Below are 22,120 nucleotides of genomic sequence, written 5' to 3'. Positions count from 1 at the left end.
TTAAAAAGTAACCTGCGATGTTTACAGTGCTGCAAAATCGAAGGATTGGTACTGATCTGCGCCAAAACCGGCAAAGCTCAACAACGCCGGCAGTTGGCGGGCAAAACCCTGGTAACCATGGTCGCCACCGGCCTGGATGCGCAAGGCACAGGCCCGGTAGTACTGCTGGGCGAGGCGATAATCCAGGGTTTCATCCCCGGTCTGCAACCACACCTGATAACGCGCGGCATCCTGGGGCGCCGGCACTTCCAGCTCGGCCAGCGCCGTGACGTGGTCGTGGGTCAGTTCCCAGGTTTCATCGGTGTAGAGGTTCTTCTGGGTGCCCAGGTAACCGTCGAACATCCGATGGGGGCTGACCGCCGGGTTCACCAGCAGCGCCTTGAGGCCATGGCGCTCGGCAAGGTGGGTTGCATAGTAGCCGCCGAGTGAGCTGCCGACCAGCAGTGGCCGACCCAGTTCTGCAATGGCCTCCTCGAGTTGAGGAATCGCCTGACGGGGATGGTGATGCAACGCCGGTACACGCAGTTGGTCGGACAAGCCGAGGTTGTCCATTACGCTGATCAGCTGGCTGGCCTTGTTGGACGCCGGCGCGCTGTTGAAACCGTGGATATACAGGATCGAAGCCGACATGCCGGGCTCTCCGTGACGCTGCCAAAGGGGCGCAGTTTACAGGGATCGGGGGCCTGTGTGAGTTCCCCGGACCACCAGACACTGAATAACTTGTGTGGGAGCTGGCTTGCCTGCGATGGCGGTGTTTCAGTCACACAGGTGTTAACTGACATACCGCCATCGCAGGCAAGCCAGCTCCCACCTTTTTTAATAGCCGCTGCTGCCGTAATCCGGCGTAAACACGAAGTCCTGCACCCGCTCCACACCCGTCTCCAACCGCCCGTCGGCATGTAACCGCAGCCAGCGATAACCCGGCGCCTGCCCGCTGACCATGAAATCCTCGCTGCCCGGCGCGAACTGGATGCAGGTGGATGGCGACGCCAGCAGGCGCACGCCGTTGCGTTCGCGGTCGATCTCCTGGTGCACGTGCCCCCAGAGCACCGCCTGCACCTGCGGGAAACGGTCAAGCACGGCAAACAAAGCGTCGGGGTTACGCAGGCCGATGGGCTCCATCCAGGCACAACCGATGGACACCGGATGGTGGTGCAAACACACCAGGTGGTGACGGTTCGGCGCTTCACTCAAAGCCTGGACGAGCAATTGCAATTGCTGGTCTTGCAGGTAACCCGGCACGGAACCGGGAACGGCGGAGTCCAGCAGGGTGACGCGCCAGTGGCCGATATCGACCACCGGCTCCAGCAGATCACTGTGCGCGGCGGCCTGGGCCATAATAGGCGGCTCGTCATGATTACCCGGAATCCAGCGTGTCGGAGCACCCAGCGGCGCAGTCATGTCGCGAAATTGCCGGTACGACTCAAGCGTGCCGTCCTGGGACAGATCACCCGTGGCCAGTATCAGGTCGATCCACGGCTGCTGCGCGCACACCAACTCAATCACCCGCTGCAGGCTTTCGCGGGTGTTCATGCCCAGCAGCGCGCCATCGGCCTCGGCAAACAAATGGCTGTCGGACAGTTGCACCAGCAATACCGGTGCATCGGGGCTCACGGCGGATACGCTCGGCAAGGCGCTCTCCCAAGGCAATCACAGGAATGGACGTTTGGCGTGATTATGCTGGGGCAGGACACAAAGAGGAAACCCGGGAACCCGACGCAGTTCACATCTACCGAACAGCTTCGAACTCGTGACCCAGGGCCAGGCAGTGGCTCAACCATTCGCCGAGGAACACATTGAGCTGTGCTTTCTCATCGGGCTGGTGCATGAACACGTTGGGGTAAGGATAGATGCTGCGAAAGCGTCGTGCATGTTCGGCGCTGATCACTTCGGCCATTCGCGCGTCGTGGTACACCTGCACTTCCAGTTGCGGCACCGGCAGCCAGGGCAGGCTGTGCTCCTGGCGCACACGCAAGGTGGTGGTGTACGGGCAGTTGACGATGACTTCCAGCGCCAGCACGCCGAGCATCTGGTCGCCATGGGTCACACCGATGCGCCGCGCCTCGGGGGCGTGACGCATGTCGGGCAGCAGGCGCATCAATCGCGCATAGTTGGCCTCACAGGCCGCTTGCAGCCCGATCAGGTCAACTCGATAACGTTCCCGTGCCTTTACTGCCATAACCCCCTCACTTCCGCGCGATTAAGCGCAAGCCATTGCAGGGCGATGATGCTGGCTGCGTTGGAAATCTTGCCGTCACGCACCGCTTGCAGGGCATCCTCGAACGCCCAGACGGTGACGCGGATATCTTCAGCTTCTTCTTCCAATCCATGGACGCCACCCACGCCGGCGCTGTCGCAACGGCCCAGGTACAAGTGCACGTATTCGGTACTGCCGCCGGGCGACGGGAAATACTTGGTGATCGGCCACAGCGCGGAGAATGTCAGCCCAGCTTCCTCTTCGGCTTCGCGGTGTGCAACCTCCTCGGGTTGCTCGTCCTTGTCGATCAGGCCGGCGACCATTTCGATCAGCCAGGGATTGTCAGCACGGCCCATGGCGCCCACGCGAAACTGTTCGTTCAACACCACTTCATCGCGCTGCGGATCGTAGGGCAGCACGCATACGGCATCATGACGTACAAAGACTTCGCGGTTGATCACCCGGCTCATGCCACCATCGAATTTTTCGTGGCGCAGTTGCACGCGATCCAGCTTGTAGAAGCCCGTATAGGCATTGTCGCGCTGCACAATTTCGATCTTGCCCGGCGTCGATTTTGCAAAGTCCGTCATATCCTGTCCTCGTTGAGCCTGCGCATTTCGCGCCATCCTAACGCGCTCATGCCCGTTAATGCAGCCTCTTTCCGGTTGCCGGGATAGACGGCGGACCTCAAACTCACTCTAATGAGCTTAGTGGCGAACTGACTGCCTTGCCGGTAGTCGAAGCTGCACAATTTCGCTCTCATCGTTAGACGAAGGACATCCATGTCGCTGTTAAAAATTGCCTCCGTGGCCTGCATCGCCTTGACCCTCGGTGCCTGCCAAAGCCTGTTCCAACCCAGCTGGCGCACACCGCTGGAAGCCACCCGCGATGCCACCGAGCAAAGCAAGCCGGGCTGTGCCAGCGCCGATTGCCCGCTGGTGAATATCGACACCGTGCACTTTGCCAAGGAACCCAAGCTGGACGCCTTGATCGAACAGCGCCTGCTGGAAATGACCCAGACCGCCCCGAGCGACCCGCTGCCGACCAGCCTTGCGAGCTACGGCGAGCAGTTCCTGCGCACCGCCGCGCCGCGTAACAGCATGTACTTGCAGGCCAAGGTACGCGAGCAGCATGACGGCTTGGTGATCATCGAACTGTCCAGTTACCTCGACCAGGGCGCCACCCACGGCGAACCGGGCCGCGCGTTCATCAACTATTCTCGCCAGCAGCAAAAAGCCTTGTCGCTGACCGACATGCTCTTGCCCGGCAAGGAAGACGCGTTCTGGAAAGCCGCCCAGGTGGCCCACAACAGCTGGCTGATCAGCACCCGCCTGAGCCTGGAGCCGGAATTCGTGAAAACCTACCCCTTCCAGAAAACCCCGAACGTGGCGCTGACCTACGGCGCAGTGATCCTCAAGTACCCCACCAGCACCATCGCGCCGTACGCCCTGGGCCATGTCGAATTGCAGATTCCCTACTCGCGCCTCGACGGCATCCTCAAGCCTGAGCTGGTGCCGGCGCGCCGCTGAAGACACGCCCGAGAATGAACTGCAGCAGCCCTGCCAGCACCAGTGCCGGCAGGGTTGCGCCGACATCCGGATACAAATTGGCCAACAGGTGATAGGTCGCGATGCCGCCCAGCCAGGCCAACAAGGCCGGCCAGCGCAGGTTGGCGACCACGCCCTGGCCACGGCGGCGCAGAATGAAGTGATCCACCAGTACCACGCCAAACAGCGGCGCAAACACCGAGCCGATCAACAACAGGAAGTTCTGGTACTGGGCCAACGGCGCAAAGCAGGCGATCAGGGTGCAGATCACGCCGATCGCCAATGCCAGGTGCTCGACCTTCAAGCGCAACAAAATTCCGCTGGAGACTGCCGCCGAGTGAATATCGGCAAAAGCGTTTTCCGACTCGTCCAGCAAAATCAATAGCAGCGGAATCCCCAGGCCAGCGCCGGCCAACGCCAGCAGCAGCGCGTTCACTTCACCACTCGGCGCGAACGCCAGGGTGTAGGCCACGCCCAGGCTCATCAGCCAGAAATTACCGATAAAGAACCCGAGCGCGGTGCCGCCGAACACGCTCTTGGCACGTTTGCCGAAGCGCGAGTAGTCCGCGATCAGCGGCAGCCACGAGAGCGGCATGGCGATGGCGATGTCAAAACCCACCGCAAACGGCATCGAACCGTCACCGGCCTGGGCCCAGAGTGCGGCAAGGTCTGCCTTGGCGAACAGGTTCCAGGTGAGCCACAGGCAGGCGGCGAGCAGCAGCCAGATACCCCATTTGCGCAGGATCTGGCGCACGAAGGTCAGTGGGCCGCTGACGGCAAGCAGGGTCGCCAGGCCGCCGAAGAACAGGGTCCACAGCAATGGGCTGGTCAGCAGGCTGCCGTCGCCGAACACCCGCGTGCCCAACAGGCTGGCGGCGTCGCGCATCACGATGATCTCGAATGAGCCCCAGCCGATCAATTGCAGCAGGTTCAACAACGCCGGCAGGCTCGCGCCTTTGGCGCCAAGGCTGAGCTTGAGGGCGGCCATGGCCGAAAGGCCGGTGTCGCTGCCGACCACGCCGACGGCGGCCAGCAGCAGTACGCCGACCAGGGTGCCGAGGAAGATTGCCAGCAATGAGCCGGACAGGCCCAGGCCGGGTGCGAGCAAAGCACCGGTTTGCAGGACCATCAGGCCGATGCCGAGTGAGAACCACAGGGAAAACAGATCGCGGGCGCCGAAGACGCGTTTGTCAGCAGGCACCGCGATATCAGGGGAATAAGTGCTGGGTTGAATGCTCAAGGGGGATATCTCTGAGGAACACGTGTTGTTGGGTAGATTGCTTTCGCGAGCAAGCCCGCTCCCACACTTGAAATGCATTTCAAATGTGGGAGCGGGCTTGCTCGCGAAGGGGCCGGTACAGGCGCCTGCAATCCCGGATCAAACTTTCTTGTACAACTGGCTCCCTTCCTGCTTGAACCGCTCCGCCTGCTCCGCCAGGCCCTTGGCCACGTCCACGTCCACTGCGTCAATCCGCTGGTTGGCCGCGTACTCGCGCACTTCCTGGGTAATCTTCATCGAGCAGAACTTCGGCCCGCACATCGAGCAGAAATGCGCGACCTTCGCTGAGTCCTTCGGCAAGGTTTCGTCGTGATACGAGCGCGCTGTGTCCGGGTCCAGGCCGAGGTTGAACTGGTCTTCCCAGCGGAACTCGAAACGCGCCTTGCTCAAGGCGTTGTCGCGGATCTGCGCGCCGGGATGGCCTTTGGCAAGGTCGGCGGCGTGCGCGGCGATCTTGTAGGTGATGATCCCGGTCTTAACGTCATCCTTATTCGGCAAGCCCAGATGTTCCTTGGGCGTGACATAGCACAACATCGCGCAACCGAACCAGCCGATCATCGCCGCGCCAATGCCGGAGGTGATGTGGTCGTAGCCCGGTGCAATGTCGGTGGTCAGCGGGCCAAGGGTGTAGAACGGCGCTTCGTCGCAGCATTCGAGCTGCTTGTCCATGTTTTCCTTGATCAACTGCATCGGCACGTGGCCGGGGCCTTCGATCATGGTTTGCACGTCGTGCTTCCAGGCGATCTTGGTCAGTTCGCCGAGGGTTTCCAGCTCGCCGAACTGTGCGGCGTCGTTGGCGTCGGCAATCGAACCCGGGCGCAGGCCATCGCCGAGGGAGAAGCTGACGTCGTAGGCCTTCATGATTTCGCAGATTTCGTCGAAATGCGTGTAGGTGAAGTTCTCTTTGTGGTGCGCCAGGCACCATTTGGCCATGATCGAGCCGCCACGGGACACGATGCCGGTTACACGCTTGGCGGTCAGCGGCACATAGCGCAGCAGCACGCCGGCGTGGATGGTGAAGTAGTCGACGCCCTGCTCGGCCTGTTCGATCAGGGTGTCACGGAACAATTCCCAGGTGAGGTCTTCGGCGGCGCCGCCGACTTTTTCCAGGGCCTGGTAGATCGGCACGGTGCCGATCGGCACGGGCGAGTTGCGGATGATCCATTCACGGGTTTCGTGAATGTGCTTGCCGGTGGACAGGTCCATCACCGTGTCCGAGCCCCAGCGAATGCCCCAGGTGAGTTTCGCCACTTCTTCTTCGATGGACGAACCCAGGGCGCTGTTGCCGATATTGCCGTTGATCTTCACCAGGAAGTTACGGCCGATGATCATCGGTTCCAGTTCGGTATGGTTGATGTTGGCCGGGATGATCGCGCGGCCACGGGCGATTTCTTCGCGCACGAATTCAGGGGTGATGATTTTCGGCACGCTGGCGCCGAAGCTGTGGCCTGCGTGTTGCTGGTCGAGCAGGCCGCTGGCGCGGGCTTCTTCAAGCTTCATGTTTTCGCGGATGGCGACGTATTCCATCTCGGCGGTGATGATGCCTTTGCGTGCGTAGTGCATCTGCGTGACGTTGGCACCGGCCTTGGCGCGGCGCGGGTTCTTCACGTGGGCAAAGCGCAGCGCGGTCAGTTCGGCGTCGCTCAGACGCTGTTGGCCGAAGTGCGAACTGAGGCCCGGCAGACGCTCGGTGTCGCCACGGGACTCGATCCACGGCGAGCGCACATCGCCCAGGCCTTTGCGCACATCGATGATTACGTTGGGGTCGGTGTACGGGCCGGAGGTGTCGTAGACCACCACGGGGGCGTTGATTTCACCGCCGAAATCGGTGGGCGTCACGTCCAGGCTGACTTCACGCATCGGCACGCGGATGTCCGGGCGAGTGCCCTGCACATAGATTTTCTGCGAACGGGTGAAGGGCTGCACGGAGCCTGCGTCGACCTTGGCCGATTCACTCAGGTGCACGGTGTTTTTCAGTTTTGTATTTTTTAGTTCTGTGCTCATCACGGGCTCTCCAACTATCCAGGCGGTGGATTTTTGTCGGAGCGAACCTGGGACGGATGGACGCACTGGAACCAGTGCTGTGCTCGGTGCACGAGGGCTGTTCGATGGTCGAACAGCATCCCGGACGAAGCACAAGAGGACTCGCCGGGTGACGAGAAATCTTGTTCCCTACGCAGGCGCTAACCTGATCAGGTTCAACGGGATCCGGTATTTACCGATCTCAGCCTTCCAACAAGGCACCCCGACAAGAACGTGGCCAGTCTAGACCATGGCACGGGCAAATTGCCAATAGCGGTGCATTCAGCGTGATGAATGGCTCTTTTGCAGATTGTTGTGCGGTGATCGCGCCACTACACTCGGGGACTGCTTCAAGGCTTGACGCCACACAGGGCCAGCTTTAGCCTTGGGATATAAATTACACCCGTAATATTCCAACTCATTATATTCATCAAGGGAACGCCTCATGCTGCGCAAACTCTCACTGGCGCTTGCCGTGTCTTGTGCGACCAATGGAATGGTCTGGGCAGCAGAAGCGCCCTTGTCCGCGAAAACTGACCTGGTCAGCGTCTACCAGGAAGCCGTGGATAACAATGCCGACCTGGCCGCCGCCCGGGCCCAGTATGGCGCGCAAAAAGAAGTGGTGCCCCAGGCCCGTGCCGGGCTGCTGCCAAACCTGTCGGGCGGTGCCGATATCAATAACGTGCGCACCCAGATCGACACGCCGGCAGCGACCGCCAACCGTGATGCCCACTCCTGGCGCGCGACCTTGAGCCAGCCGCTGTTCCGCGCCGACCGCTGGTTCCAGTTGCAGGCGGCCGAAGCCACCAGCGAGCAGGCCGCGCTGCAACTGTCGGCCACCGAACAGAACCTAATCCTGCAAAGCGCCGAAAGCTACTTCGCCGTGCTGCGCGCCCAGGACAACCTGGCCTCGACCAAGGCCGAAGAGAATGCCTTCAAGCGCCAACTGGACCAATCCAACGAGCGCTTCGACGTGGGCCTGTCGGACAAGACCGACGTGCTGCAATCCCAGGCCAGCTACGACACCGCCCGCGCCAACCGGATTCTGGCGCAGCGTCAGGTGGAAGACGCGTTCGAGGCGCTGATCACCCTGACCAACCGCCAGTACAACTCGATCCAGGGCATCGTGCACACGCTGCCCGTATTACCGCCATTGCCGAACGACGCCAAGGCCTGGGTTGAAACCGCCGGGCGCCAGAACCTCAACCTGCTCGCCAGCAACTACGCGGTCACCGCCGCCGAAGAAACCCTCAGGCAGCGCAAGGCCGGGCATGCGCCGACCCTGGACGCCGTGGCGCAGTACGAAAAAGGTGACAACGACGCCCTTGGCTTCAGCAACCCGAATGCCTTCGGCACGCCTTATCGGGGTGACGTGGAACAACGCACCATCGGCTTGCGCCTGAGCATCCCGATCTACAGCGGCGGGCTGACCAGCTCGCAGGTGCGTGAATCGTACTCGCGCCTGGGCCAGACCGAGCAGCAACGCGAAGGCCTGCGTCGCCAGGTGGTGGAAAACACGCGCAACCTGCACCGCGCGGTGAACACCGATGTGGAGCAGGTACAGGCTCGCCGTCAGTCGATCATCTCCAACCAGAGCGCGGTGGAGGCCACGGAAATCGGCTATCAGGTGGGTACGCGCAATATCGTCGACGTACTCGACTCACAGCGCCAGCTCTATGCGTCGGTGCGCAACTACAACAACAGCCGCTACGACTACATCCTCGACAACCTGCGCCTGAAGCAGGCGGCCGGCACCTTGAACCCGGGGGATTTGCAGGACCTGGCGCGTTACCTCAAGGCCGACTACAACCCGGACCGCGACTTCCTGCCGCCGGACTTGGCCAAGGCTGCCGCCGAGCAATTGAAGGCGCGGCCGAATAACTGAGTTCACCACAACTAATGTGGGAGCTGGCTTGCCTGCGATAGCATCACCTCGGTGCATCTGATGTACCGAGGTGCCTGCATCGCAGGCAAGCCAGCTCCCACATTTGATGTGTTAGTCAGTGGTTGAGGAGTTTGTCCAAACTATCCAGCAAGCGCTTCAACGCCCCCTGATTGGCCTGCATCACCTTCAGCCCCGCCTGCGCCATCCGGCGTGCATCCTGCGGCAGTTCGAACAACTGGCGCACGGCTTCGGCCAGCCCCTCGGCGTCATCGATCTGTCGCAACGCCCCGGCATCGCGCATCATCGCGGTGATCTCAAGGAAGTTGAACACATGCGGCCCCATGATCACCGGCAGGGCCAACGCCGCCGGCTCCAACGGGTTATGCCCACCCGTCGCGACCAGGCTGCCGCCGACAAAGGCGCTGTCGGCCAAGGCATAGAGAAACAACAACTCGCCCATGGTATCGCCGAGCAACACAGTGGCTTGCGCGGTGACGGGCTCGCCGCTGGAACGACGCACCGTGGCAAAGCCTTGCTGTTGGCACAGTTCGAACATCGGGCCGAAGCGCTCCTGATGGCGCGGCACCAGGATCAGCAGCGCGTTGGGATAGCTTTCGAGCAATTGGCGATGGGCCGCCAGCACCACTTCATCTTCGCCTTCGTGGGTGCTGGCGGCGATCCAGACCGGCCGCTCGCTGGCGCCCCACTGCGCACGCAACGCGGCGGCACGCATGGGCAGCTGAGGGTCGATGGTCAGGTCGAACTTGATCGAACCGGTGACCTCGACGGTTTCCGGCCGAGCCCCCAGGCTCAGGAAACGCTGGGCCTCGGTTTGCGTCTGTACGGCGAACAGGCCCATCTGCGCCAGCATCGGCGCGGTCAGCTTGGCGAAACGTGCGTAACCCTTGGCGGAGCGCGCCGACAATCGCGCATTGGCCAGCGCCACGGGAATCCCGCGCTGGGCGCAGGCGTGGATATGGTTGGGCCACAGCTCGGTCTCCATGATCACCGCCAGTTTCGGCTGCACGCGATCAAGGAAACACCTGGCCGCGCACGGTAAGTCATAGGGCAGATAGCAGTGCTGAATGCGCGATTCATGGGCGAACAAGGCCTGGATGCGCTCCGAACCGGTGGGCGTCATGCAGGTCACGGTAATTGGCAACTGCGGATAGCGCTCCAGCAGCGCGCGCACCATCGGCGCCGCAGCGATGCTTTCGCCCACGGACACCGCATGCACCCAGATTCCGCCTGGCTGCATCGGCGGCAAGCCATAGGAGAAGCGCTCGCCGATACGCTTGGCATAGGCCGGCGCCTTGCGCGCGCGCAACAACAGACGTAAAGCCACCAAGGGCAGCGCCAGGTAAAACAGACAGCTGTAGAGAGTTCTATTCATGGCGGCGGAGTTTATCGGCTTTTTCAGTCGATCGCCTGCAAGCACTCGGCAAATCGCTTGGCCAGGAACCGTGCGGCGGGCCCCAGGTGCTCGTCGCGCCGCCAGACCAGCTCGACCACAAGCGCCGGCGGCGTCCACTCACTGTGCAATTCGACCATCTGTTGCTGGTAGGTCGGGTACTGCACGATATGACGGGGCAGCCAGGCCCAGCCCAGGCCGCTCATCAGCCATTCGGCCAACACGTAGAAGCTGTCGGCGCGCCATACCAGCGGGCTGGCCGCTTCACTGCCGGGGTAGACACTGGTCTGGGTCGACATCAGCAACTGGCGAAACTGCGCCAGGTGCTGGCACGTCACGTAGGTTTCCTTGGCCAGCGGATGATTCACGCCGCATACCGTGACCATCTCCACGCTGCCGACTACCCGGCGTTCGAGGGCTTCGGGAATCTGGTCGTGATAGAACAACAGGCCCAGGTCAGCCTTGCGCTCCACCAGCTTGCGCGCCACATCGCCCTGGGCGGCGCTGGATAATTGCACTTCCAGCAGCGGGTATCGCACCGCCAGCGCCTCAAGGCTATCGAGTACCGGCTGGAACAGCATCGCTTCGTCCTGGGCCAGGCGCAGGCAAGCCTCCTCGCCGCGCGTCAGCGACAACGCCCGACCATTGAGCCGCTCACACTGGCGCAGCACTTCGCGTGCTTCTTCCAGCAACACGCTCCCGGCCTCTGTCAGCCGAGGCTGGCGGCCGCTGCTGCGCTGGAACAGGCTCACGCCCAGGTCTGCCTCCAGCAGGGCAATCGCATTGCTGACCGCCGATTGGGCCTTGCGCTGTTGGCGCGCCACCGCCGAAAACGAGCGCTGCTCGGCCACGCTGACAAACAGACGCATCTGTTCCAGATCCCACTGAACGCTCATGGTGCAACCCATCTCTAATTCGGATAGGTAATGACTTTACCGCATCTGAAAGAACTCTAGAATGCAGGCCTTATCTGACTGCTTTTACCCCGAGGATTGATCCATGAACGCCGCCTACTGCTACCTGGCCATCGCCATTTGCTCGGAAGTGATTGCCACCGTTTCCATGAAAGCCATCAAGGGCTGGAGCACGCCGATCCCTTTGTTGCTGGTGATTGTCGGCTACGGCATCGCGTTCTGGATGCTGACGCTGGTGGTGCGCACCGTGCCGGTCGGCGTGGCTTACGCCGTGTGGGCCGGGATGGGCATTGTGATGGTGAGCATCGCGGCGCTGTTTATCTATGGGCAGAAGCTGGATGTTCCGGCGATGCTGGGCATGGGCTTGATTGTGCTGGGCGTGGTGGTGATTCAGTTGTTCTCGAAAACCGCCGGGCACTGACCACCCGTCAACAGGCTGTATACTGCGCCTCTTGTCTTGAACGTTGAGGTCGCCAATGCCATCCGTTATTTCCACCGACGTTCTGATTGTCGGCGCCGGGGTTGCCGGCCTCTGGCTGAATGCGCGCCTGCGCCGCCAGGGGTTCTCCACGGTGCTGGTGGAAAGCGCCAGCCTGGGCGGCGGGCAAAGCGTGAAATCCCAGGGCATCATTCACGGCGGCGCGAAATACGCCCTGCACGGCGCGCTGACCGGCGCCTCCGAAGCCATCGCCGATATGCCGCGCCGCTGGCGTGAAGCGCTGGCGGGCCACGGCGAGCTGGATCTGTCGGGCGTACGTTTGTTGTCCGAGGCCCATTACCTGTGGTCGCCCGGCACCCTCGCCGGCAACCTCACCAGCTTCTTCGCCAGCAAGGCCGTGCGCGGCCGTGTCGATCAGGTCAAGGGCGATGACCTGCCTGCGGCGCTGCAAGACCGCCGCTTCAAGGGCAAGGTCTATCGCCTGGCGGAACTGGTCGTCGATGTGCCAAGCCTGATCGAACGCCTGGCGCAACTGGCCGGTGACGGCCTGCTCGCCGGGCAGCAGATCGAACCGCTGCGCGAGGGCGACGCGTTGGTGGGCTTGAGGGTGGACGGCCGCGAGATCCGCGCCCAGCGCATCGTGTTGAGTGCCGGCGCAGGCACGGCTGATCTGCTGAACGCGTTGGGCCTGAGCCAGCCGGCCATGCAAAAGCGCCCACTGCACATGATCCTCGCCAAAGGCCCCGGCCTGAAGCCGTTGTATGCCCACTGCCTGGGCGGCGGCACCAAGCCGCGCATCACCGTCACCACCCACCCGGCGGCCGATGGCAACTGGGTCTGGTACATGGGCGGCGACATCGCCGAAGCCGATGGCGTGGCGCGCACGCCGGAAGAACAGATCGCTACGGCCCAGAAAGAGCTCGCGCAATTGCTGCCGTGGATCGACATGAGCCAGACCCAATGGGCCACCTTGCGCGTGGACCGCGCCGAGCCCCTGCAATCGGGCCTCAGCCGCCCCGATAACGCGTTTATCGCCGAGCAGGGCCGCCTGTTGGTGGGTTGGCCGACCAAACTGGCGCTGGCGCCGGATTTCGCAGATCGGGTAATCAACAGCCTGGAACGTGACGGTATCCGCCCAAGCGCCAGCGGGCCACTGCCGGACTTGCCAAAACCCGCACTCGGCGTACCTGTCTGGGAGCAACTGTTGCCATGAGCCTGCCCACCCTGCACGACCTGCATCGCGATTTGGGCAGCACCGGCCTGCGCGTTTCGCCACTGGGCCTGGGCACTGTCAAGCTGGGCCGCGACCAAGGGGTGAAATACCCCAGCGGTTTCCAGATTCCCGGTGACGACGAGGCCCGCATGCTGCTGCGCCAGGCCCGCGAACTGGGCATCAACCTGATCGATACCGCGCCGGCCTATGGCATGAGCGAGGAGCGCCTGGGGCCACTGCTGCGCGACCAGCGCAAGGATTGGGTGATTGTCAGCAAGGTCGGTGAAGAATTCGAGAACGGCGTGTCCAGCCACGACTTCAGCGCCGCACACACCCGGCTGTCGATCGAACGCAGCTTGAAACGACTTGAAACTGATTTTATCGACTTGGTGCTGGTGCACTCCGACGGCAACGACTTGCATATCCTTGACGACTGCGAGGTCTACCAGACCCTGGCCGAGTTGAAACAGGAAGGCAAGATCCGCGGCTTCGGCTTTTCCGGCAAGACCGTCGAAGGCGGGCTGAAGGCCCTGGAACAAGGCGACTGCGCGATGGTTACCTACAATTTGAACGAACAGACCGAGAAAGCCGTCATTGATTATGCGGCGGCGCATGGCAAGGGCATCCTGGTGAAAAAGGCCCTGGCCAGCGGCCACGTTTGCCTTGAGCCGGGAGTGGATCCAATTCAGGCCAGTTTCATCTTGTTGTTTGCGCAAACGGGCGTCGCCAGTGCTATTGTCGGGACCATTAATCCGCTGCACTTGGCCCATAACGTGGCGACCGCTGCCAAGGTCATCCGTCAACTCTGATGCCGCCGACGCGGCCGACCCCGTCGCAAAAAGGAGCCGACATGCCGCGAACGCTCATAAGAAAGAACCCCAGCAACTTCAAGACACTGCCGCTGCACGTTGAAGCCACCCCCGAAGGCCTGAGTTACCAGAGCGTCGGCATGCCGCTCAACTTCGCCCAGACCCTGCAACGGCGCAAGCCGGTGGACGTGGCGGATCCCGAGCGTTTCGCCCTGGAATTGGCCAACCTCGGGGTGTCGGTACGACTGACCCTGCATTGGCAGAACCGTGATTATTGGGTGCTGGTCCGCCAACGCCGCCAGGACCGTGGCGATGTGGTGCTCAAGCTGATCTCCGGCTACGTGCCTGCCCATGAACTGAACCTGCCGCTGCACACCGCCATCCAGGAAATCGCCGAAGAATGCCTGCTGGAAACGCCGGAAGGCTGGCTCAGCGGGCGCTTCAACGACACTTGGCTACCGGCGCCCTACTCCGCTGCGCTGCATTACCGCGAAGCGCTGCCCTTTCGCCTGAGCCCCTTGTCGGGTGCGGCCCGCCCGGTGCGGTGCGCCACCACGCAGCTGATTGAACGCCCGCGCGCCTACGTGCACCTGCCCACTGCCTCGTTGCAATTGATCTACGACCTGCGCCTGGAAGTGCCCAAGGAAGCCAAATCCTTGAGCCTGTTTCATGTGGACGAGCGCCTGGAAGGCGATGAATTGGTCGCGCGCCTGGACCGCCAGCGCCCGGACCTGTACCTGATGCCGCTCAAAGACGGCCAACCCGTGGCCGAGCTGTACACCGTCAAGAAAGACCAGCTGTACCCGGCGAGCACACGGGGTTTGTACCTGGCGGAAAGCTTCGCCCAGCAGGACGGCTGGCTGGTGCGGGAGGAGCGGATTCGCTGGAAGGACTGGCTGCGCCAGCAAGGTTTGGCAGTGCCTGAGAAAGAATCGAAACTCAAGCGCCTGGCCCAGCGGGTGCTGCGCAAGATCGTGCCGAAGAAGAAAGCCAAGGCCTGACCTGAATCTGATGGCGAAGCTGGGTTATGTGGGAGCTGGCTTGCCTGCGATGCAGACACCTCACTGTATCAGGCACACCGAGGTGATTTTATCGCAGGCAAGCCAGCTCCCACAGTCGACCGCTTCAGCCGTTAAGCAAGCGTTCCAGACCGACTTTCAACGGGGTAGGCTCGGGCAGCGTAAAGCTGGCAAGCAACCGCTGGTTGTTCGCCCGCGAATGCCGGATATCCCCGGAGCGCGCGGGTCCGTAGGTCACCGCCGGCAAGGTGCCGACTATTTCTTCCAAAGCCTGCAGCACTTGCTTAAGCGTGGTGGTGCGGTTCCAGCCCACATTGATTGCGCCCAATGGCGCCGCTGGCGCTTCAATTGCCTGCACCAACACATCCACCAGGTCTTGCACGTACATGAAATCACGGGTTTGCTCGCCATCGCCAAACACGGCAATCGGCACGCCCTGCTGCGCGCGCTCGCTGAAGATACTGATCACGCCGGAGTACGGCGATGACGGGTCCTGGCGCGGCCCGAAGATGTTGAAGAAGCGGAAGATCACCGGCTCCAGGCCATGCTGGCGACGGTAGAAGTCGAAGTAGTATTCACCCGCCAGCTTGTCGGACGCATAAGGCGTCAACGGAGCCTTGGTCGTCTCTTCGTCAATCGAAGCCCCTTCGCCGTTGTTGCCGTATACCGCAGCGCTGGAGGCAAACACCACGCGCTTGACGCCGGCCTTGCGCATCGCTTCGCAGACATTCAAGGTGCCGACGAAATTGCTCTGGTGCGTGCCGACCGGATCATCCACCGAGGCCTGCACCGAAGCTACCGCCGCCAGGTGCACCACTGCCGTGGCACCGACAGCGGCGCTCGCAACCAATGCCGCATCGGCCACATCACCTTCCAGCAGCTCGAGGCGCGGATTGTCCAGCGCCAGGTTGCTGCGCTTGCCGGTGGACAGGTTATCCAGCACCCGCACCCCGTAGCCCTTGGCGAGCAGCGCATCGACCAGATGCGAGCCGATAAAGCCCGCGCCGCCAGTGACCAGCACCCATTTACTCATGGTTGCGGATCTTCTCGACAATGGCGGTAGTCGAGCTGTTCTCGACCAGACCCAGGACCTTGACCTTGCCGCCGTAGGCGCTGACGATGTCGGCGCCGACGACTTGGTCGACGGAATAATCGCCCCCCTTGACCAGCACGTCCGGCTTGACCTGGGCCAGCAGGTTTTCCGGGGTGGCTTCAGGGAAGCTGATCACCCAGTCCACTGCGCCCAGGCCCGCCAGCACCGCCATGCGCCGGTCGACACTGTTGATGGGGCGGCCGGGGCCTTTCAGGCGGCTGACCGAAGCGTCGTCGTTGACCGCCACGATCAGGCGATCGCCTTGGGCGCTCGCCTGCTCCAGGTACGTCACATGACCGGCGTGCAGGATGTCGAAACAGCCATTGGTGAACACAATGCTTTCACCATGGGCGCGGGCATCGTCAATCGCCAGCAGCAATTGCTCGATGGTCAGCACGCCGCGCTCCGAGCCTTCGGAGCGCTGGATCGCACGGCGCAACTCGGGCGCGCTGATGGCCGCGGTACCCAGCTTGCCAACCACGATGCCCGCCGCCAGGTTGGCCAGGGCCACGGCGTGGGGCAGTTCTTCGCCGGCCGCAATCGAAGCGGCCAGGGTGGAAATCACGGTGTCACCGGCACCGGTGACGTCGAACACTTCGCGCGCACGTGCCGGCAAGTGCATCGCCGGATGGCCAGGGCGCAGCAGGGTCATGCCGTGCTCGCCACGGGTCACCAGCAAGGCGCCGAGGTCGAGGTCAGCCATCAGCGCGGCGCCCTTGGTCACCAGGTCGTGCTCGTCGACGCAACCGCCGACGATGGCTTCGAACTCGCTGAGGTTCGGCGTGATCAGGCTGGCGCCACGATAAATCGAGAAGTCCTTGCCCTTGGGATCGGCCAACACCGGAATGTTGCGAGCCTTGGCGGCCTGGATCAGCATCTGGTGATTCTTCAAGGCGCCTTTGCCGTAGTCGGACAGCACCAGCACCTTGATGCCTTCGAGCAACTCGTCGACCTGGCCGCTCAGGGCCAGGGCGTCGGTGGCGAAGGGTTCTTCGAAATCGATACGCAGCAATTGCTGGTGACGGCTCATGACCCGCAGCTTGACGATGGTCGGCTGGTGGGCAATGCGCTGGAACAGCGCGCGCACGCCGGCACCGCGCAGGCTGTTGGCCAGGCTGTCGGCGGCTTCGTCGTCGCCGGTCACGCCGACCAGGGAGGCCGGGGCGCCGAGCGCGGCAATATTGAGGGCAACGTTGGCAGCGCCACCTGGACGGTCTTCGATTTGCTCGACCTTGACTACCGGTACCGGCGCCTCAGGGGAAATCCGTGAGGTACCACCATGCCAGTAACGGTCGAGCATGACATCGCCGACCACCAAGACAGGGGCTTGATCGAATCGCGGCATGGACAACTTCATGGAGCAACCCACATACAAAATGAACAGGGGCGCGATATTAGCACAGGGTGAGCGCCGCCTAGTTCGAGAGCTTTACCCGGGATGCATCAGCCAGGAAATCTGCTCATTTTTTGAACACCGGGGCGCATTGCGCGCCCCGGCACATCAGGTGATGTTGGCCGTTACCGGCTCATCCAGGCCCATGGCGTGCAGGCGCGAGTAATAGCCGCCCATGGCCAGCAGCTCCAGATGTGTACCACGCTCGACAATTTCACCGTGGTCCATCACCAGAATCATGTCGGCTTTCTCGATGGTCGACAGTCGGTGCGCGATCACCAGAGTGGTGCGGCCCTTCATGACTTTGTCCAGCGCGGCCTGGATGTGACGTTCGGACTCGGTGTCGAGCGCCGAAGTCGCTTCATCCAGGATCAGCAGCGGGGCATTCTTCAGCAGTGCACGGGCGATGGCCAAGCGCTGACGCTGGCCGCCGGACAGCAGCACGCCGTTTTCACCGACTTCAGTGTCCAGGCCATGCGGCAGCTCGGCGATGAAGTCCATGGCGTAGGCATCGGTGGCGGCTTTTTCGATGTCTGCGCGCGGGGCATCCGCCAGGTCGCCGTAGGCGATGTTGTTGGCCACGGTGTCGTTGAACAGCGTGACGTGCTGGGTGACCTGGGCCACATGCCGGCGCAGGTTGCGCAGGCGGTAGTCTTCGATCTCCACTTCGTCGAGCAGGATGTCGCCGGTTTCATGATGGTAGAAACGCGGGATCAGGCTGGCCAGCGTGGACTTGCCGCTGCCTGAGCGCCCGACCAGGGCGATCATCTGCCCAGGCTCGGCCGTGAAGCTGATGTTCTTCAGCACTTCGCGCTCGGTACCCGGGTAAGTGAAGCTCAGGTTGCGCACATCCAGGCGACCGCTGACGCGATCACGCTCCACGGTGCCGCTGTCGACTTCCGGCTCTTCGTCAAGCTGTTCGAAGATGCTCTCGGCACCGGCGACGCCTTTCTGGATCGTCGAGCTGACTTCCGACAACTGGCGGATCGGCTTGGGCAACAAGCCCGCAGCGGTGATGTAGGCCACCAGGTCGCCCGCCGTGGCATCGCCGCGCAGCAGCAGCACCAGGAACATCAGCGTAGCCATGGCGGTGTAGATCACCAGTTGCAGCATGGGCGTGTAGACCGCGCCGGTCTTGTTCATGCGCAGCTGCTTGTCGGTGTTGCTCTGGCTGGCGGCGGCGAAACGGCGTTCCTCATAGCTTTCGCCGCCGAAGCTGCGTACCACACGGTAACCCTGGATAGTCTCCGAGGCTACGTGGGTGACGTCGCCCATTGCCACCTGGATCTTCTTGCTCTGCTTGCGGAATTTCTTGCTGGTGCTGCCAACCATCACGGCGATCAGCGGCAGGATGGCCAGCATCACCAGGGTCAGCTTCCAGTTCATCCACAGCAGGTAGCCGAACAGGAACACCACCGTCAGGCCTTCGCGGATCACGACCTTGATCGCATCCGTAGCGGCGCCGGTGACCATGGTCACGTTGAAGGTGATACGGGAAATCAGGTGGCCGGAATTGTGCGTGTCGAAATAACGGTTGGGCAGTACCAGCAGTTTGTTGAACAACTGGACGCGCAGGTCATGCACCAGGCCCAGGGAAACCTTGGCCAGGTAGTAGTTGCCCAGGAACGAGCCGAGGCCCTGCCACGCGGCGATCAGGATGATCAGCAGCGGCACGGCCATCAGCAGTTTCAGGTCTTTGAACAACGGTATGTTGGGCAGGAACACCACGTCGGGGTTGCTCAAGCCATCCACGAAGTACTTGAGGATCCCGGCGAGCATCGGCTGGGTGGAAGCAAAGATCACGAAGCCCAAGATACTCAGCATGAACATGCCGATGTACGGTTTCACATAGCCCAGCAGCCTGAAATAAATTTTCAGGCTGGATTCCTGGTCCGCTTTGGGCGGTGCGTCACTCATGTGTCGAGCTCACTGATTGGGTAGGACGCGAACTTTATCACATGCGCCGGGGTTGACCCGAGCCCAGACCAAGACACTGGCCAACGCAATCGGCAGCCACGAGATAAACCACTCGGCCCGAGGGGTACCCGTGAGGCTGGCCGCATCGAACTGCATGGCCAGGAACGAAAACACCCACATGCCGATGACGCCCTTGCCATAGAGCGTGTCGCGCGCCTTCCAGGCTTGCCATAACACGCCGAACCACAGCCCGCACCACAGCAGCAGGCCGGGCAGGCCCAGTTCGATGGCGACGTGGGAGAACAGATTGTGCGCGTGATCGAAATAAATGTTGTCGGCGAACACCTTGTAATCCCCACCCAGGCCCAACCCGGCCCACGGGCGCTCGGAAATCATCTGGACGGCCGCCATGAAGATTTGCGGCCGGTACGAGACACCCCGGGACATCACCAGTGACTGCATGGCGAAGAACACCGCCAGCGCGGCAATCACCGCTCCGATCGCGATCACTGCGGTCCGTCGGTCGCGGCACCAGGCTGGCATTGCGACGACGGTCAGTAGCAAGGCCAGTGCGGCACCGCGACTTTGGCTCAGTACTACGAAGAGCCCGAGCAGTACGATGGACACCCCCCATGCTGCTTGCATCCAGCGCCCACGCGGCAGCCAGTGCAGCAGCCAGACGGCGGCCAGGCCGATCACATAGGCGCCAAGGATCGGATGGGACAACTGCCCCAAGCCCTCGAGGCGTGCGTACCAGGCGTTATGCTCAAGGCCATAGAACTTGACGATCGCCACCAGCGAAGACAGGGCCAGGCCGAAACCGCCCCACTGCATCACACGAATGACTTGCTCGGTGCGGCCGCAGGCGAACACCGGGAAAAACAGCAGGAACACGCCGATATACAGCAGGCGCTTGGCCTCGCGCGACGGGTCTTCGGCATTGGTCCACAGCAGGCTGATGGCGCCCCAGATGGACAGCGCCGCCACCATCGAACAGATCCAGCGCTGCTCACGCCAGACTTCCTTGAGGCGCTCACGGGCAGACCAGGCATACGCCATGGCCGGCAACCATAGAAACAGGGTCAAGCCTTGCTGATAAATTTTATTGGTCGGCGCGAAGGCAATCGCCAGCAAAAACCAAAGCAACCCGACATTCATCCATACCTGCGCCCAACGACTTGCTTGCATCACCCGCTCCTGAATAGGTCCAGCCTGCCAAACCGGCATGGTTAAAACCCAAAACTTTCGGCATTATTACCGACTACTGTGCCCGCGACTCCCCACAAGGCTTTCCGACGATGCAATGTTCCAGGCTTCCCGAAGCCGATTTAAACGCGATGATTGAAGGTGCCCGAATCCTCGAAAAGGACAGCTATGGCCCCAAAGTCTACCTGCTGGCCGACGGGAATATCCTCAAACTGTTTCGCCGCAAGCGCCTGTTTTCGTCGGCGCTGTTTCGCCCCTACTCCAAGCGCTTCATCGACAACGTGGCGCAGCTGCAACAGCGCGGCATCCCCACCTTGACCGTTCTTGCGTTCTTTCAACTGGCTGCGCCCGGTATGACCGCGGTGTTGTATCGCCCGCTGCCGGGCGAAACGCTGCGCCAGATTTCCAACAAAGAGGGCTTTGACTGGCAATCGAACCTCAGCCCGCTGGTCGCGCTGATCCGCCGCCTGCATGGCGCGGGAATTTACTTCCGCTCCCTGCACCTGGGCAATATCGTTGTCACACCTGATAACGAAATGGGACTGATTGATGTGGCGGACATGCGCTTTTTGCGCGCACCGCTTAATCCAGAACTCGCGAGACGCAACCTGCAGCATTTCGCACGTTATATTGCGCGCGAGAAGCTGAACGAACGCTTTCCAATGCAAGCACTGGAGCAAGCGCTGCTAGCGACATGAAAACAGGCGCTGGGAGGTTTCACTGAAATCCTTCCAGGCTTGCTCGGGTGCCAATGCGCGTGACTGGGCCTCAAGCACGCCCTCGGCAGACGTGGCGAACGCACGCTCCATCAGGCGACCCCAAGCCTGCGCATCATCGGAGGGGGCGTACCAGCCGGCGTCCGCCAACTGCTCGCGGAACACGGCCAATTCGCTGGTCAGCACCGGAACCCCGGCCATTACCGCCTCTTGCAGGATCAACCCCAAGCCTTCTTGCGTCGACGGAATGGCCACCCAATCAAAGGCCCGATAAAGCGTCGCCGCGTCCGGCAGATGGCCTGGCAGCGAGACCTTGTCCTGCAAGCCCATCTGCGCGATACATGCCTCAAGCGCCGGCCGCGCATCTCCTTCGCCGATAATGACCAGCCGCGCGTCCGGATGCACCGCCGATACACCGGAAAACGCGTCCAGCAGACAACCAAAGCCCTTACCGCCGACCAATCGGCCTACCGCACCGAGCACCGGCGAGGCTTCCAGTGGCAGCCCCAGGCGAGACCGCGCCTGCGCCCGCGATAGCGCGGCGGCGCGAAACGCCACCGGATCAAACGCACTGCGCAGCACCGTCACGGGCCGTTGCAGGAAACGCTCGATCGTGTGAGCCAGGGTTTGCGACACGGCCACCAGGGTCAGTTGCGCCGCGGGAAGCTGCGCAAACAACTTCTGGTCCGCGCGGCGCATGCGCGTGGCGCCATGAAACACAACCACGGCGCGTACGTGTGGCAAATCCTTGAGCACCGGCAACATCACCCGGGCCACGCCTACCCCGTCGAGCAATACAACCTCAAGATCGTCAGGCAACGCTTTCTGGAAACGCGCGCGCATCCAGGGCATCAACAGCTTCCAAAGATGCCTGCCCTTGAGCCGGGCGGAAGAGAGGTTCCACTCCACTGCCGGTTCGCTCTCGTGCGAGCGGCCCTGAAGCAACCAGGTCGTGATCGGCGCACGGCAAACGGCGTGGGAAAGAATCTGTTGATGAACCTTCTGCACTGAGGCGAATGCAGAACCACCGGCCCACATGATGTTGAGGATACTCATCTAA

Annotated in this window: 20 protein-coding genes and 1 riboswitch; of the genes, 7 read left to right on the top strand and 13 right to left on the bottom strand. The window is 62.2% G+C overall.

The features are described 5' to 3' along the window. Window positions 1–21: 21 nt before the first annotated feature. The 4 genes from KVG91_RS15775 to KVG91_RS15760 form a co-directional block, all read right to left on the bottom strand. Window positions 22–630, bottom strand: a complete 609-nt coding sequence (locus KVG91_RS15775; protein ID WP_169377283.1) for a YqiA/YcfP family alpha/beta fold hydrolase — start codon at window positions 628–630, stop codon at window positions 22–24. Window positions 631–816: 186 nt separating this feature from the next. Beyond that, a complete protein-coding gene (gene cpdA, locus KVG91_RS15770) occupies window positions 817–1,632 on the bottom strand; it encodes a 3',5'-cyclic-AMP phosphodiesterase (RefSeq protein WP_169377282.1) in 816 nt (271 codons plus the stop codon). Window positions 1,633–1,729: 97 nt separating this feature from the next. After that, entirely contained in the window at window positions 1,730–2,179 is a 450-nt protein-coding gene (locus KVG91_RS15765; protein ID WP_012721893.1) for a DUF1249 domain-containing protein, read from the bottom strand. Beyond that, on the bottom strand, window positions 2,170–2,787 hold the full coding sequence (locus tag KVG91_RS15760; protein WP_169377281.1) for an NUDIX domain-containing protein: 618 nt from the start codon (window positions 2,785–2,787) through the stop codon (window positions 2,170–2,172). Before KVG91_RS15760 ends, KVG91_RS15765 begins: the two co-directional genes overlap by 10 nt. Before the next feature lie 192 nt (window positions 2,788–2,979). Here KVG91_RS15760 and KVG91_RS15755 point away from each other — a divergent pair, with 192 nt between their 5' ends. Further along, window positions 2,980–3,726, top strand: a complete 747-nt coding sequence (locus KVG91_RS15755; RefSeq protein WP_169377280.1) for an RsiV family protein — start codon at window positions 2,980–2,982, stop codon at window positions 3,724–3,726. On the opposite strand, the gene cytX is transcribed toward KVG91_RS15755, so the two are convergent. Next, on the bottom strand, window positions 3,695–4,984 hold the full coding sequence (cytX, locus tag KVG91_RS15750) for a putative hydroxymethylpyrimidine transporter CytX (RefSeq protein ID WP_169377279.1): 1,290 nt from the start codon (window positions 4,982–4,984) through the stop codon (window positions 3,695–3,697). The genes KVG91_RS15755 and cytX overlap by 32 nt on opposite strands. A gap of 138 nt (window positions 4,985–5,122) precedes the next feature. Then, complete coding sequence (thiC, locus tag KVG91_RS15745; RefSeq protein ID WP_169377278.1) at window positions 5,123–7,027, bottom strand: phosphomethylpyrimidine synthase ThiC; 1,905 nt, start codon at window positions 7,025–7,027, stop codon at window positions 5,123–5,125. A gap of 148 nt (window positions 7,028–7,175) precedes the next feature. Continuing rightward, window positions 7,176–7,281: riboswitch (TPP riboswitch) on the bottom strand. A 209-nt stretch (window positions 7,282–7,490) separates the two neighbouring features. Between thiC and KVG91_RS15740 the strand changes: the two genes are divergently transcribed. Next, window positions 7,491–8,930 (top strand): TolC family outer membrane protein, encoded by a 1,440-nt coding sequence (locus KVG91_RS15740; protein ID WP_169377277.1) that lies wholly within the window; start codon window positions 7,491–7,493, stop codon window positions 8,928–8,930. Window positions 8,931–9,045: 115 nt separating this feature from the next. Here the strand turns inward: KVG91_RS15740 and waaA are convergent, their stop codons facing one another. Both waaA and KVG91_RS15730 read right to left on the bottom strand, forming a co-directional pair. Next, window positions 9,046–10,323, bottom strand: coding sequence for a lipid IV(A) 3-deoxy-D-manno-octulosonic acid transferase (gene waaA, locus KVG91_RS15735; protein WP_169377276.1), 1,278 nt, complete (start codon window positions 10,321–10,323; stop codon window positions 9,046–9,048). 23 nt (window positions 10,324–10,346) lie between these two features. Further along, window positions 10,347–11,237 (bottom strand): LysR family transcriptional regulator, encoded by an 891-nt coding sequence (locus tag KVG91_RS15730; RefSeq protein ID WP_169377275.1) that lies wholly within the window; start codon window positions 11,235–11,237, stop codon window positions 10,347–10,349. A 103-nt stretch (window positions 11,238–11,340) separates the two neighbouring features. Here KVG91_RS15730 and KVG91_RS15725 point away from each other — a divergent pair, with 103 nt between their 5' ends. Genes KVG91_RS15725 through KVG91_RS15710 form a run of 4 tightly spaced genes read left to right on the top strand, consistent with a single transcriptional unit; the run spans window position 11,341 to window position 14,717 of the window. After that, the gene (locus KVG91_RS15725) at window positions 11,341–11,676 is read left to right on the top strand and encodes a DMT family transporter (protein WP_076951831.1); all 336 of its coding nucleotides are present in this window, start codon (window positions 11,341–11,343) and stop codon (window positions 11,674–11,676) included. 55 nt (window positions 11,677–11,731) lie between these two features. Then, the gene (locus KVG91_RS15720) at window positions 11,732–12,907 is read left to right on the top strand and encodes an NAD(P)/FAD-dependent oxidoreductase (protein WP_169377274.1); all 1,176 of its coding nucleotides are present in this window, start codon (window positions 11,732–11,734) and stop codon (window positions 12,905–12,907) included. Continuing rightward, a complete protein-coding gene (locus KVG91_RS15715) occupies window positions 12,904–13,716 on the top strand; it encodes an aldo/keto reductase (protein WP_169377273.1) in 813 nt (270 codons plus the stop codon). The genes KVG91_RS15720 and KVG91_RS15715 overlap by 4 nt, the downstream gene beginning before the upstream one ends. Before the next feature lie 41 nt (window positions 13,717–13,757). Then, window positions 13,758–14,717, top strand: a complete 960-nt coding sequence (locus KVG91_RS15710; RefSeq protein ID WP_169377272.1) for a metal ABC transporter ATPase — start codon at window positions 13,758–13,760, stop codon at window positions 14,715–14,717. A gap of 124 nt (window positions 14,718–14,841) precedes the next feature. On the opposite strand, the gene KVG91_RS15705 is transcribed toward KVG91_RS15710, so the two are convergent. From KVG91_RS15705 to KVG91_RS15690, 4 genes are all read right to left on the bottom strand, one after another. After that, a complete protein-coding gene (locus KVG91_RS15705) occupies window positions 14,842–15,768 on the bottom strand; it encodes an NAD-dependent epimerase/dehydratase family protein (RefSeq protein ID WP_169377271.1) in 927 nt (308 codons plus the stop codon). Continuing rightward, entirely contained in the window at window positions 15,761–17,185 is a 1,425-nt protein-coding gene (hldE, locus tag KVG91_RS15700) for a bifunctional D-glycero-beta-D-manno-heptose-7-phosphate kinase/D-glycero-beta-D-manno-heptose 1-phosphate adenylyltransferase HldE (RefSeq protein ID WP_169377270.1), read from the bottom strand. Before hldE ends, KVG91_RS15705 begins: the two co-directional genes overlap by 8 nt. A gap of 144 nt (window positions 17,186–17,329) precedes the next feature. Next, entirely contained in the window at window positions 17,330–19,138 is a 1,809-nt protein-coding gene (msbA, locus tag KVG91_RS15695) for a lipid A export permease/ATP-binding protein MsbA (protein ID WP_169377269.1), read from the bottom strand. A 9-nt stretch (window positions 19,139–19,147) separates the two neighbouring features. Continuing rightward, window positions 19,148–20,326: an O-antigen ligase family protein gene (locus KVG91_RS15690; RefSeq protein WP_169377268.1), complete on the bottom strand. Its 1,179-nt coding sequence runs from the start codon at window positions 20,324–20,326 to the stop codon at window positions 19,148–19,150. Window positions 20,327–20,475: 149 nt separating this feature from the next. On the opposite strand from KVG91_RS15690, the gene KVG91_RS15685 reads away from it, so the two are divergent. After that, the gene (locus tag KVG91_RS15685) at window positions 20,476–21,042 is read left to right on the top strand and encodes a BUD32 family EKC/KEOPS complex subunit (RefSeq protein WP_225926976.1); all 567 of its coding nucleotides are present in this window, start codon (window positions 20,476–20,478) and stop codon (window positions 21,040–21,042) included. Here KVG91_RS15685 and KVG91_RS15680 read toward each other — a convergent pair. Continuing rightward, the gene (locus KVG91_RS15680; protein WP_169377266.1) at window positions 21,031–22,116 is read right to left on the bottom strand and encodes a glycosyltransferase; all 1,086 of its coding nucleotides are present in this window, start codon (window positions 22,114–22,116) and stop codon (window positions 21,031–21,033) included. The two genes, KVG91_RS15685 and KVG91_RS15680, sit on opposite strands and share 12 nt — an antisense overlap. Between the last annotated feature and the right edge of the window lie 4 nt (window positions 22,117–22,120).

The sequence above is a fragment of the Pseudomonas azadiae genome, from assembly GCF_019145355.1.
Lineage (GTDB): Bacteria > Pseudomonadota > Gammaproteobacteria > Pseudomonadales > Pseudomonadaceae > Aquipseudomonas > Aquipseudomonas azadiae.
The sequence above is the reverse complement of the archived record's forward strand: the minus strand, read 5'-3'. Positions and strand labels throughout refer to the sequence as shown.